General features: G+C 63.9%; 11 protein-coding genes. 6 read left to right on the top strand and 5 right to left on the bottom strand.

Going from position 1 to position 12,049, the window contains the following annotated elements; all coding sequences use genetic code 11:
* The first annotated feature begins 19 nt into the window (after positions 1 to 19).
* Positions 20 to 874: a DMT family transporter gene (locus ACK6AU_RS07610; protein ID WP_185697789.1), complete on the top strand. Its 855-nt coding sequence runs from the start codon at positions 20 to 22 to the stop codon at positions 872 to 874.
* Between the two features lie 112 nt (positions 875 to 986).
* On the opposite strand, the gene ACK6AU_RS07605 is transcribed toward ACK6AU_RS07610, so the two are convergent.
* Both ACK6AU_RS07605 and hslO read right to left on the bottom strand, forming a co-directional pair.
* Entirely contained in the window at positions 987 to 2,528 is a 1,542-nt protein-coding gene (locus ACK6AU_RS07605) for a phosphoenolpyruvate carboxykinase (protein ID WP_185697287.1), read from the bottom strand.
* Between the two features lie 181 nt (positions 2,529 to 2,709).
* Positions 2,710 to 3,612 carry an Hsp33 family molecular chaperone HslO gene (hslO, locus tag ACK6AU_RS07600; protein ID WP_185697286.1) on the bottom strand — a complete coding sequence of 301 codons (903 nt, stop codon included), beginning with the start codon at positions 3,610 to 3,612 and terminating at the stop codon, positions 2,710 to 2,712.
* Positions 3,613 to 3,711: 99 nt separating this feature from the next.
* On the opposite strand from hslO, the gene ACK6AU_RS07595 reads away from it, so the two are divergent.
* Entirely contained in the window at positions 3,712 to 4,524 is an 813-nt protein-coding gene (locus ACK6AU_RS07595; protein WP_409298567.1) for a phosphatase PAP2 family protein, read from the top strand.
* Positions 4,525 to 4,572: 48 nt separating this feature from the next.
* On the opposite strand, the gene ACK6AU_RS07590 is transcribed toward ACK6AU_RS07595, so the two are convergent.
* Positions 4,573 to 4,983 (bottom strand): RNA-binding S4 domain-containing protein, encoded by a 411-nt coding sequence (locus ACK6AU_RS07590; RefSeq protein ID WP_409298565.1) that lies wholly within the window; start codon positions 4,981 to 4,983, stop codon positions 4,573 to 4,575.
* Positions 4,984 to 5,351: 368 nt separating this feature from the next.
* Between ACK6AU_RS07590 and ACK6AU_RS07585 the strand changes: the two genes are divergently transcribed.
* Positions 5,352 to 5,834 carry an ATP-dependent zinc protease gene (locus ACK6AU_RS07585; RefSeq protein WP_185697283.1) on the top strand — a complete coding sequence of 161 codons (483 nt, stop codon included), beginning with the start codon at positions 5,352 to 5,354 and terminating at the stop codon, positions 5,832 to 5,834.
* Positions 5,831 to 6,736 (top strand): 30S ribosomal protein S6--L-glutamate ligase, encoded by a 906-nt coding sequence (gene rimK, locus ACK6AU_RS07580; protein ID WP_185697282.1) that lies wholly within the window; start codon positions 5,831 to 5,833, stop codon positions 6,734 to 6,736. Before ACK6AU_RS07585 ends, rimK begins: the two co-directional genes overlap by 4 nt.
* Before the next feature lie 62 nt (positions 6,737 to 6,798).
* On the opposite strand, the gene ACK6AU_RS07575 is transcribed toward rimK, so the two are convergent.
* Together ACK6AU_RS07575 and ompR are read right to left on the bottom strand one after the other, a co-directional pair.
* Entirely contained in the window at positions 6,799 to 8,112 is a 1,314-nt protein-coding gene (locus ACK6AU_RS07575; protein WP_409298562.1) for an ATP-binding protein, read from the bottom strand.
* Between the two features lie 101 nt (positions 8,113 to 8,213).
* Positions 8,214 to 8,954, bottom strand: a complete 741-nt coding sequence (gene ompR / locus ACK6AU_RS07570; RefSeq protein ID WP_185697280.1) for a two-component system response regulator OmpR — start codon at positions 8,952 to 8,954, stop codon at positions 8,214 to 8,216.
* A 350-nt stretch (positions 8,955 to 9,304) separates the two neighbouring features.
* Here ompR and ACK6AU_RS07565 point away from each other — a divergent pair, with 350 nt between their 5' ends.
* Positions 9,305 to 11,629, top strand: a complete 2,325-nt coding sequence (locus tag ACK6AU_RS07565; RefSeq protein WP_409298560.1) for a Tex family protein — start codon at positions 9,305 to 9,307, stop codon at positions 11,627 to 11,629.
* Positions 11,629 to 12,012, top strand: coding sequence for a PaaI family thioesterase (locus tag ACK6AU_RS07560; protein ID WP_185697278.1), 384 nt, complete (start codon positions 11,629 to 11,631; stop codon positions 12,010 to 12,012). The genes ACK6AU_RS07565 and ACK6AU_RS07560 overlap by 1 nt, the downstream gene beginning before the upstream one ends.
* Positions 12,013 to 12,049: the final 37 nt, after the last annotated feature.

The raw sequence follows: 12,049 nt of genomic DNA, 5'->3' as shown, positions 1-12,049 counted from the left end.
AGAAGCCGTGGATGTACTGATGGGGCTGCTCGCCGCCGTGCTCTGGGGCGGCACCGATTTTCTCGTGGGCCTGAATGTCCGCGCCGTGGGCGCCAAGCGCGCCGTGTTCTTCAGCCAGACACTGGGCGTGATCCTCATGAGCCTGCTGCTGGCACTCTTCCCCGCCTTCCTGTTCAAGGCCCTGGCCGCGCCGCTGGATGTCTGGCTGATGGGCATGCTCGCCGCCTGCTTCACCCTCTCCGGCGCCCTGGCCCTGGGCAAGGCCTTCGCCCTGGGCAAGGCCGCCATCATCGCCCCGCTGGTGACCTCCTACGGCGTGGTCACCACCCTGTTGTCCTGGGCCAGCGGCGAGCACATCAGCCTGGTCCAGTTGCTGTGCATCCTGGTCTGCGTGGTGGGGGTGATTCTCTCCAGCATTCATTCTGGCCCCAAGCTGCCACAGAACACCGATGCCAGTCGCTCGATCGTCTACGCCCTGCTGTCGGCCTGCCTGTACGGCACCAGTTTCTGGCTGCAGGGGCGCTATACCCTGCCGCAGATGGGTCCGGTCAGCATGCTGTGGCTGGGTTACGTGGTGGGATCGAGCGTATCGCTGCTGATGATGCTCAAGGTCCAGGACGGCTTGAAGCTGCCTCCCCTGAAAAGCTGCGGCACCCTGGCCAGCTCCAGCCTGATGAACCTCGGCGCGTTCTTTGCCTTTTCCTGGGGCGCCATGCACGGCTCGGTGTCGGTGGTGACAGTGATCAGTACCTTGTCCGGCGGCATCGCCGCGGTGCTCAGCTACCTGTTCTTCAAGGAACGCCTGTCCAAGGTGCAAGTGACAGGAGTGGCGCTGGTGCTGCTGGGCGCCCTGGCGCTGCACTTGAAGGGCTGAGCCAGGGGTTAAAGCCAGGTAAACGTCCGCGCCCGGAACGCTGCCGCCCTGTCGATACGCCGCGCACAAAAAAGCCGCCCCGAAGGGCGGCTTTTTCATGGCAGGTCGAGGCTTACAGCTTCGGACCGGCAGCCTTGATGGCGTCGCTCACTTCGAACTTCTTGAAGTTCTCGATGAACAGGCCGGCCAGGGCCTTGGCGGCTTCGTCGTAGGCGGCCTTGTCAGCCCAGGTGTTGCGTGGGTTGAGCAGCTCGGTATCGACGCCCGGAACGGCTTTTGGCACGTCCAGGTTGATGATGTCCAGGTGCTCGGTCTCGGCACCGACCAGGGCACCGCTCTGGATCGCTGCGATCACGCCACGGGTGGTCGGGATGTTGAAGCGCTTGCCGACGCCGTAGCCACCGCCGGTCCAGCCGGTGTTGACCAGGTAGACCTTGGAGCCGAAGCCGTTGATGCGCTTGATCAGCAGCTCAGCGTATTCGCCAGCCGGACGCGGGAAGAACGGTGCGCCGAAGCAGGTGGAGAAGGTCGACTTGATGCCGCCGCCCGAACCCATTTCGGTGGAACCGACCAGCGCGGTGTAGCCGGACAGGAAGTGGTAGGCCGCCTGCTCGTTGTTCAGGATCGACACCGGAGGCAGGACGCCAGTCAGGTCGCAGGTCAGGAAGATCACCGCGTTGGGCTCGCCCCCCAGGTTGTGCTCGGAACGCTTCTCGACGTGCTCCAGCGGGTAGGCGGCGCGGGTGTTCTGGGTCAGGCTGGCATCGGCGTAGTCGGCCTGCTTGGCATCGTCCAGGACCACGTTTTCCAGCACGGCGCCGTGCTTGATGGCTTTCCAGATGACCGGCTCGTTCTTCTCGGACAGGTCGATGCACTTGGCGTAGCAGCCGCCTTCCATGTTGAACACCACGCCCTCGCCCCAACCGTGCTCGTCGTCACCGATCAGGTAGCGGCTTTCGTCGGCCGACAGGGTGGTCTTGCCGGTGCCCGACAGGCCGAAGAACAGGGTCACGTCGCCTTCTTCGCCGATGTTGGCGGCGCAGTGCATCGGCAGTACGTCGACGGCTGGCAGCAGGAAGTTCTGCACCGAGAACATCGCCTTCTTCATTTCACCGGCGTAACGCATGCCGGCGATCAGCACTTTCTTCTGGGCGAAGTTGAGGATGACGCAGCCGTCGGAGTTGGTGCCGTCACGCTCGGGCACGCATTCGAAGTTCGCGACGTTGAGGATCTGCCACTCTTCGCGACCTGCCGGGTTGTACTGCTGCGGGGTGATGAACAGGCAACGGCCGAACAGGTTCTGCCAGGCGGTCTGGGTGGTCATCTTGACGGCCAGGTAGTGCTCGGCGGCAGCCCCTACGTGGACGTGGGAAACGAAGTGTTCCTGGGCGTTGTTGAACGCCTCGACGCGAGCCCACAGGGCATCGAACTTGTCGGCCGGGAACTTGCGGTTGATCGGGCCCCAGGCGATCGCGTCCTGGGTGGAAGGCTCTTCGACGATGAAACGATCCGCCGGCGAACGGCCAGTGCGGTGGCCGGTCTTGACCGTCAGCGCGCCAGTATCGGCCAACTCGCCTTCACCGCGGGACAGCGCTTCTTTTACCAGCTCATCGACGCTCAGGTCGGTGTACACGGTGTTCTTGGCTTGCGTCATGAGGTTCCCCGTCGTCGGCCAATGGCCGATTGCTCAAACGTTTTGTAGTAGAAACTCGCGCACTACTACCGCGAAAAAAGTGCGCCGGATTATGCCAGAAAAGCCCGAAAATAGTAGGGTCCTCCCGTCAGCATGGCGTAATTCCGGCGTTGGCTAGGTGATTTACCTTCGCTGAAACGTTTTAGTGACGAGTATCTGACGGTGACTCGACGCCCGCACCGGCGAACAATTGCGTGATGTCGGCCGCGTCGAACAGATAGCGCTGGTTGCAGAACTGACAGTCGATCTCGACGCTGCCGCCATGTTCCACCACCAGTTGCTGTGCATCCTCCAGCCCCAGGCTGACCAGGGCATTGCCCGAGCGCTCGCGCGAGCAGCTGCAGCGAAAGCGCAGCGGCTGTACATCGAACAGGCGCACGGCCTCCTCGTGGTACAGGCGATGGAGCACGGTTTCGTTGTCCAGGCTAAGTAGTTCATCGGCGGTCAGGGTGCTGGCCAGGGCGGTGAGGTGCTGCCAGTTGGCAGCGCGCTCTTCAGGATCGCGCAGGCGGTCGGCCGGCAGTTGCTGCAGCAGCAGGCCACGGGCATTGCGGCCGTCGGCGTAGAGCCAGAAACGAGTGCCGGTCTGCTGCGACATGACGAAGTAGTTGGTGAAGCATTCGGCCAGGGTGGCGCCGTCCAGGTCGACGATCCCCTGGTAGCGCTGGCCCTGGGTCGGGTCCACGGTCAAGGCCAGGACGCCATTGGGCATCATGTCGGCCAGGGTCGCATCCGCCGCGATCTGCGCCGCGTCGTAGCGGGCCAGGCCACGGATCTCGCGCTCGCTGGAGCACTCGATCATCAGCAGGGGAACCGGGCCTTCGGAACGCGCCTGGAGAATCAGCAGGCCGTCGAACTTCAAGGTGCCGACCAGCAACGACGCCGCCGCCATCAACTCGCCCAGCAGTTGCGCCACCGGTTCGGGATAGGCGTGCTTGGCAAGGACTTCGGCGTAGCTGCGCTCCAGCGTCACCAGTTCGCCACGGGCGTCGCTCTCATCGAAGATGAAGCGTTGGGTGAAGTCGGTATCCGGCAAATCAGTCATAGGTCTGGGCATCTGAAAGGTGACAAAAAGGTTACAAGCACCGAAAATTGCGGTTTTGCACCATGAAGGTGCAGTTTTTGCGGTGATTGGAGATATTTTATGAACAATCCGGGTTTGTTCCAAGCAAGGTGGAACCTCGGCAAGCTGGTTCTGTGCAATGTACTCCCTTTGGCCCTGCTGGGTTTCTGGTTGTGGCCCACCGGGCAGATGCTTTGCACGATGTTCGACGAGTGGCTGTTTCACCTGCTCAACGCTCCCCTCGCCAACAACTCTACCTGGCTGCATATCTGGGCCGTGGCCAGCCTGCGGCCGTTCGACGTGGTGGTGGGCCTGATCATGCTCGGCCTGCTGATTCGCGGTGACTGGGTCTTCAAGGCGGTGGACGTACGTCGCGCCTTCTTCGGTTTCCTGTCGATCCTGATCCTGATGGTGGTGATTCGCGCGCTGTTTTCCAAGTTGGTGGCCGTGATGAACTGGCAGCACAACAGCCCATCCATGGTGCTCGAAGGCGCCGTGCACATGAGCGATTACTTCCCGGGCTGGGAAAAGACCTGGGAACTCAAGGACCGCTCCAGCCAGAGCTTTCCTGGCGACCATGCCTCGGTATTGCTGATCTGGGGCCTGTTCATGGGAGTGTTCAGCCGCAGCGTCGGCCAGTTCCTGGTGGTCTGGGGCCTGACCCTGCTGTTCATGCTGCCGCGCCTGGTCGCCGGGGCCCATTGGGGCCAGGACGACTACATCGGCGGCGTGCTGCTGGCCGTACTGGCCCTCGGCTGGGGCTACTACACCCCCTACGCGGCACGGATGTCGAACTTCCTGCTGCGCCTGAGCCATCCGCTGTTCAACCTGATGAGCCGGATGCCGGTGCTGTCGCGCATGAGCGTGGTCCGCGCCAGCAGCCTGCTGCGCTGAGCCAGCCGCTAAGGCGAGGGCAGCCTGGGCGGGTTCCCTCGCCCGCCATCATTCATGGCTGCCGCCATGGAACTTGAACAGGTCCCGACGCTGTTTCTTGGTGGGCTTGCCCTCGGTACTCACGCCCAGGACGCCCGCCTTGCGCTGGGCTGCGGCAGTCTCGCGCTTGGCGATGCTGGCCGGGGTCTCGACATAGAGCGTCTGCGCCTCGGGGGCGCCACGACGCACGATGGACAACGCCTGGACCACGACCGTGCGCTCGTCGAAACCGGTACGGACCTCATATTCGTCGCCAACCCGTGGCTCCTTGCCCGGTTTGCAGCGCTCGCCACGGTGATGCACCTTGCCGCTTTCAATGGCCGCCTTGGCCAGGGCCCGGGTCTTGTAGAAGCGTGCAGCCCAAAGCCACTTGTCCAGGCGTACCTTGTCCTCTTCTTCCTGCTGCTGCTTTTGCGCCACGGTGATTCCTCTCGATGAAAAATGTCGCAACGGTACAGCTCGCGGACGAGCTCTCGAAAACCTGACCGCTCACCTAAAATACCTCAGGTTGCACGAGGGATCGTCATGGAGATAGCTATCGCCATTTGCCGCCGATTCTGCGTGAATACCGCGGTCTCGGAACAAGACCCGGGACAGGCCGGGCGAACGTCCGGGAGATTGTCACAATGTATGCGGAGTCGGCAGTTAGAGTCGTCGCCGAGAAGGCTCGCCAGCAGCGCTCGGCATGCCCCCCGGCAAGCATGGAGTCCACCTGGCGCAGGCTCGACCCGACACCCGGCCTGTATCAGAACCCTGGTCCGGAAAGACCCATTACGGATGTTCCTTTATTGAAGACCTTTGATCATTTGACCGTTGTCGGTCTACGCGAGTGGGTGGCGCTTCCCGATCTGGGAGTGGCCGGCTTGCGCGCCAAGATCGACACCGGCGCCAGCACCTCCAGCCTGCATGCCACCGAGATCGAGCCGTTCGAGCGCGACGGCCAGCCGTGGGTGCGCTTCAACGCGCATCTGGGCAGCGTGGTGCAATTGCGCCACCGGCGCTGCGAAGCGCCATTGGTGGCGATGAAGACCATCAAGAGCTCCAACGGCCAGGCCCAGGTCCGCTATGTGATCAGCACCACCCTGGCCCTGGGCGATCATGTGTGGCGTGTGGAGTTCACCCTCGCCTGCCGCAAGGCCATGCGCTATCGGTTGCTGCTGGGCTCCAAGGCCCTGGTCGATGGCCAACTTGTAGTCAATCCCGGCCTCAAATACGTACAAGACAAACCGGTGTTCCCGGTATCCACTACCTCTGCCACAGGTGTTGCATGAAGATCGCCGTGCTGTCGCGCAATCCGCGTCTGTATTCCACTCGCCGCCTGGTCGAAGCCGGCGCTGAGCGTGGCCATGAAATGGTAGTGATCGATACCCTGCGCGCCTACATGAACATCGCCAGCCACAAGCCGCAGATCCACTATCGCGGCAAACCCCTGGAGGGTTTCGACGCGGTGATCCCGCGAATCGGCGCCTCGGTGACCTTCTATGGCTGCGCGGTGTTGCGCCAGTTCGAAATGATGGGGGTATTCCCCCTCAACGAGTCGGTGGCCATCGCCCGTTCCCGGGACAAGCTGCGCTCGCTGCAACTGCTGTCGCGGCGCGGCATCGGCCTGCCGGTGACCGGTTTCGCCCACTCCCCGGACGACATTCCCGACCTGATCGAGATGGTCAACGGCGCCCCGTTGGTGATCAAGGTGCTGGAAGGCACCCAGGGCATCGGCGTGGTGCTGTGCGAAACCGCCACCGCCGCGGAGTCGGTGATCGAGGCGTTCATGGGCCTGAAGCAGAACATCATGGTCCAGGAGTACATCAAGGAAGCCGGCGGTGCCGACATCCGCTGCTTCGTGGTGGGCGACAAGGTGATCGCGGCCATGAAGCGCCAGGCCAAGCCCGGGGAATTCCGCTCCAACCTGCACCGTGGCGGCAGTGCCAGCCTGATCAAGATCACCCCGGAAGAACGCATGACCGCACTGCGGGCGGCCAAGGTCATGGGCCTGAGCGTGGCCGGGGTGGACATCCTGCGCTCCAATCACGGGCCGCTGGTGATGGAGGTCAACTCCTCCCCGGGCCTGGAAGGCATCGAGACCACTACCGGCAAGAACGTGGCGGGGATCATCATCGAGCACATCGAGAAGAACGGCGGGCCGAACATGACCCGCACCAAGGGCAAAGGATAAAGGCCGCTACAAGCGGCGAGCTTCAAGCGGCAGAGCTTGCCGCTTGAAACTGGCCGCCGCCGCTAATCCGCATCACGTGGCAACAACAGGCCCAGCGGCAGCCTTACCCGCGCCTCCAGCCCGCCGTCCGGGCGGTTGCGCAGTTCGACGTTACCGCCATGCATGGCGGCGATCCGCTTGACGATGGCCAGCCCCAGGCCAGTGCCCTTGCCACCCCGGGCACGGTCGCCACGGGTGAAAGGGTTGAAGATCGCCTCCAGCTCCGAAGGATCGATCCCCGTGCCACGGTCCATCACGCTCAGCACCACATAGGGCGCGCTGACGTCGCCAGACAGGTGAGCGGCAACCTCCACATCCGTCCCGGCATGGTTCAGGGCGTTGCCGATCAGGTTGTTGAGCAGGCGCTTCATCGAGACCCGACGCAGGGGGAACGGCTGGATCGGCTCCAGGTGCAGGCGCACTCGCTCCTGGCTCTGGTTGTAGGGCGCCGCCACTTCCCGCACCAGGTCGTTCAGGTCCACCTCCTCCACCGACTCGTCGCGGCCATCGCGGATGAACGCCAGGAACTGGTCGAGAATGGCGTCCATGTCCTCGATGTCGCGCACCATGTCGTCGGTCAGTTCGGTGTGATCGCCCATCAATTCCAGTGACAGGCGCAAGCGGGTCAGTGGCGTACGCAAGTCATGGGAGACCCCGGCCAGCATCAGTTCGCGCTCGCGCCCGGCCTGTTCCACATCCTCGGCCATCTGGTTGAAGGCGCGGTACACCTCGGTCATCTCGCTCGGGGTGTCGCTGATGGGCAAGCGCACGCTACGTCCCTGGCCCAGTTGTCGGGCGGCATAGACCAGGCGCTTGAGCGGCTGGTTGAGCTGGCTGACGAAAATCCATGCCGACGCGGTGGACAGCAAGCCGATGGCCAGGAACCAGCCCAGCACGCTCCAGATCTTCTGCCCACGCAACGGGTGTGGATACAGCGGCACCTTGAGCCAGCCATCGCCCAGGCTCGGCGCTCGCACCCAAAGCGCCGGCGGCGCATGCATGCGTAGCCGCACCTCGGTGTCGGCCCCCAGTTCGGCCTGCATCTGCCGCTGGTAGATCTCACTGTACGGCCAATGCTGTTCACCGGCCGGCACGCCGCTGCCGATCACCTTGATCAGGCCGGCGGCCTCGGCGATCTGGTCGCGGTTGGATTCATCCGCGGCCCAATAGGCGCGCAAGGTCAGGGCCACGCCATGGCTGTACTGCCGGTCCACCAGCACGTCCTCGTTCATCAGCAGATAAACCAGGGTCAATGCCTTGGAGAACAGCACCACGATCAGCACCAGCCACAGGGTGCGGGAGAAGAAACTCTGGGGGAACCACAGGGGGGTTTTCATGACAGCCAATACACACTTTGCAGGAGCGAGTCGCGCTCGCAGCGTTGCGGAATGCGAACGCCCGGACCAGGGCCCGGGCGCTCGCTCCTACAAATCACCGATCACTTGGTCGCTGTGCCATCCGGCACGAACACATAACCCACGCCCCAGACGGTCTGGATATAACGTGGCTTGGAAGGATCGGGCTCGATCATCCGGCGCAGGCGGGAGATCTGCACGTCGATGGAGCGCTCCAGGGCGTCCCACTCGCGGCCACGGGCCAGGTTCATCAGCTTGTCGCGGGTCAGCGGCTGGCGGGCATTCATCACCAGCGCCTTGAGTACCGCGAACTCACCGGTGGTGAGCATGTGCACCTCGTCGCCGCGCTTGAGCTCGCGGGTGGCCAGGGATAGCTCGTAGTCACCGAAGGTCACGCTTTCGTCTTCGCTGCCCGGGGCACCAGGGACAGGTGCCGATTGGCGACGCAGCACGGCTTTGACCCGGGCCATCAGTTCGTCGGGGTTGAACGGCTTGGCCAAATAGTCGTCGGCGCCCAGCTCCAGGCCCTTGATACGGCTTAATTCGTCACCCTTGGCGGTGAGCATGATGATCGGGATCTGGTTGTTCGCGCCACGCAGGCGGCGGCAGGCGGTCAGGCCATCCTCGCCAGGCAGCATCAGGTCGAGGACGACCAGGTTGAACACTTCACGCCCCAGCAGGCGGTCCATCTGCTCGGTGTTCGGGACCGCACGGGCACGGTAGCCCTTGCTGACGAAGAAACGCTCCAGCAGGCTGCTCAGCCCCGGGTCATCGTCAACAATAAGAATTTTTTCGCCTTCAGCAGTGTGTGCAGTGCTGCTCATTGGATGCTCCTCTAATCTCGGTGCGCATTATGGCGTAGCTGCCGCTATGCGCACCGTGTGCATTGTTAGCAGATTTTTCCTCCATAGCCAGCAAACCCGCTGTCGGCCCGAGGTCGGCGATCGCTTCGCAGCTGGGTATAATGCGCCGCCTTTTGTGTCGGGCACCCCTTGATCAGTACCCAGCGGTCGCTTTGTTTTTTTGCCACGACCGGCAGTATTTCCACGATTTCACGGGTCAACAGCCAGCCTTTTGATCCAGGTGGCGGCGCGTACCAGGCCGCTCAACCAGACTCGCCGGGCTTTTTCGTCGTACCCGCGAGCCTGCTTTCACACATTTGCCAGGTGGTTTTATGGACAGCATCAACAGCCGCATTGCCGAGGAACTCGGCGTACGCCCACAACAGGTCGAAGCGGCCGTCGCCCTATTGGATGAAGGCTCCACCGTGCCCTTCATCGCCCGTTACCGCAAAGAAGTCACCGGCAGCCTCGATGACACCCAGCTGCGTCATCTGGAAGATCGCCTGCGCTACCTGCGCGAACTCGACGAGCGCCGCGCCAGCATCCTGGCCAGCATCGAGGAACAGGGCAAGCTGACCCCGGAACTGGCTCGCGAAATCAAGCTGGCCGACACCAAGACCCGCCTCGAAGACCTCTACCTGCCGTACAAGCAGAAGCGCCGCACCAAGGGCCAGATCGCCCTGGAAGCCGGCCTCGGCGCGCTGGCCGATGGCCTGTTCAACGACCCGAGCCTGGCTCCGGAAGCCGAAGCCGCACGCTTCGTCGATGCACAAAAAGGCGTGGCCGACATCAAGGCCGCCCTGGAAGGCGCCAAGTACATCCTCATGGAGCGCTTCGCCGAAGACGCCGGCCTGCTGGACAAGCTGCGCAACTTCCTCAAGCAGGAAGCCACCCTCAGCGCGCGCGTGGTGGCAGGCAAGGAAGAAGAGGGCGCGAAGTTCCGCGACTACTTCGAACACGACGAACCGCTCAAGAGCATGCCATCGCACCGCGCCCTGGCGATCTTCCGCGGGCGCAACGAAGGCATCCTCGGTTCCGCGCTGAAGGTCGGCGACGAGCTGCCAGGCACCCTGCACCCGTGCGAGGCCATGATCGGCCAGCACGTGGGCATCCAGAACCAGAACCGCCCGGCCGACAAGTGGCTCGGCGAAGTGGTGCGCTGGACCTGGAAGGTCAAGCTCTACACCCACCTGGAGACCGACCTCTTGGGCGAGCTGCGCGACGGCGCCGAGACCGAGGCGATCAACGTCTTCGCCCACAACCTGCACGACCTGCTGCTGGCCGCCCCGGCCGGCCCGCGCGCCACCCTGGGCCTGGACCCGGGCCTGCGCACCGGCTGCAAGGTGGCGGTAGTGGACGCCACCGGCAAGCTGCTGGACCACGCCACCGTCTACCCCCACGTACCGCACAACAAGTGGGACCAGACCATCGCCACCCTGGCCGCCCTGTGCGCCAAGCACTCGGTGGACCTGATCGCCATCGGCAACGGCACCGCCAGCCGCGAGACCGACAAGCTGGCCGCCGAGCTGATCAAGAAATACCCCGCCATGCGCCTGACCAAGGTCATGGTCTCCGAAGCCGGCGCCTCGGTGTACTCGGCCTCGGAACTGGCGGCCAAGGAATTCCCGGACCTGGACGTGTCGATCCGTGGCGCGGTGTCCATCGCCCGCCGCCTGCAGGATCCGCTGGCGGAGCTGGTGAAGATCGATCCGAAGTCCATCGGTGTCGGCCAGTACCAGCACGACGTCTCGCAGCTGAAACTGGCCCGTGGCCTGGACGCGGTAGTAGAAGACTGCGTGAACGCCGTGGGCGTCGACGTCAACACCGCCTCCGTGGCCCTGCTGGCGCGGATCTCCGGCCTCAACGCGACCCTGGCGCAGAACATCGTCAGCCACCGCGACGAACACGGCGCCTTCAAGACCCGCGCCGCCCTGAAGAAAGTCGCCCGCCTGGGTGAAAAGACCTTCGAGCAGGCCGCCGGCTTCCTGCGCGTGATGAACGGCGACAACCCGCTGGACGCCTCGGCGGTGCACCCGGAAGCCTATCCGCTGGTGCAACGCATCGCCGCCGACACCGGCCGTGATATCCGCTCGCTGATCGGCGACAGCGGCTTCCTCAAGCGCCTGGACCCATCGAAGTTCACCGACGAGACCTTCGGCCTGCCCACCGTCACCGACATCCTCCAGGAACTGGACAAACCCGGTCGCGACCCGCGCCCCGAGTTCAAGACCGCCGAGTTCCAGGAAGGCGTCGAGGACCTCAAGGACCTGCAACTGGGGATGATCCTCGAAGGCGTGGTGACCAACGTCACCAACTTCGGTGCCTTCGTCGACATCGGCGTGCACCAGGACGGCCTGGTGCACATCTCGGCGCTGTCGGAGAAGTTCATCAAGGACCCGCGTGAAGCGGTGAAGGCCGGCGACGTGGTCAAGGTCAAGGTCATGGAAGTGGATATCCCGCGCAAGCGCGTGGGCCTGTCGATGCGCATGAGCGACACCCCCGGCGAGAAGATCGATGGCGCCCGCGGCAGCCGTCCGGGGGCGAGCCCGCGCCCTTCCCAGGGCAATGCCCCACGCAAGGAAACCGCCACCGCGGCGCCGGCCAATAACGCCATGGCCTCGCTGTTCGCCAACGCCAAGCAGTTGAAGAAACGCTGATGGAGGTTCCAGCCAACCTCACCGAAAGCGCCTTCAGCCAACTGCTCGGCTGCCGCCTGCAACGCCTGGAGGTCGGCGAGGCGGATGTGGCCCTGGAGCTGACCCCGCAATTGCGCAATCGCGGGCAAAAGCTCCACGGCGGGGCGATCTTCAGCCTGGTGGACATCGCCATGGGCCTGGCCTGCTCCAGTACCCATGGCTTCGACCAGCAGAGCGCCACCATCGAGTGCAAGATCAACTACATCCGCGCCGTCGCCGAAGGTGAGGTGCTGTGCCGGGCCCGGGTGATCCACCCCGGCCGCCGTACCCTGGTGGTCGAGGCAGACGTGATCCAGGGCGAAAAACTGGTCGCAAAAGCGCAAGGCACCTTCGCGGTCCTATAGCTGCCCGTCATCGAATTGGGTTAATTTCGGCGCTGCG

The organism is Pseudomonas sp. KCJK8993 (assembly GCF_046230915.1).
GTDB lineage: Bacteria > Pseudomonadota > Gammaproteobacteria > Pseudomonadales > Pseudomonadaceae > Aquipseudomonas > Aquipseudomonas piscis.
This window is presented reverse-complemented; position numbering and strand designations above follow the sequence as displayed.

Bases quoted from the DNA above. Each gene is read 5' to 3' on its own strand.
- ACK6AU_RS07565 (WP_409298560.1), top strand. From the start codon at position 9,305: ATGGACAGCATCAACAGCCGCATTGCCGAGGAACTCGGCGTACGCCCA.
- ACK6AU_RS07560 (WP_185697278.1), top strand. From the start codon at position 11,629: ATGGAGGTTCCAGCCAACCTCACCGAAAGCGCCTTCAGCCAACTGCTC.
- ACK6AU_RS07610 (WP_185697789.1), top strand. From the start codon at position 20: ATGGGGCTGCTCGCCGCCGTGCTCTGGGGCGGCACCGATTTTCTCGTG.
- ompR (WP_185697280.1), bottom strand. From the start codon at position 8,954: ATGAGCAGCACTGCACACACTGCTGAAGGCGAAAAAATTCTTATTGTT.
- rimK (WP_185697282.1), top strand. From the start codon at position 5,831: ATGAAGATCGCCGTGCTGTCGCGCAATCCGCGTCTGTATTCCACTCGC.
- ACK6AU_RS07605 (WP_185697287.1), bottom strand. From the start codon at position 2,528: ATGACGCAAGCCAAGAACACCGTGTACACCGACCTGAGCGTCGATGAG.
- ACK6AU_RS07595 (WP_409298567.1), top strand. From the start codon at position 3,712: ATGAACAATCCGGGTTTGTTCCAAGCAAGGTGGAACCTCGGCAAGCTG.
- ACK6AU_RS07575 (WP_409298562.1), bottom strand. From the start codon at position 8,112: ATGAAAACCCCCCTGTGGTTCCCCCAGAGTTTCTTCTCCCGCACCCTG.
- hslO (WP_185697286.1), bottom strand. From the start codon at position 3,612: ATGACTGATTTGCCGGATACCGACTTCACCCAACGCTTCATCTTCGAT.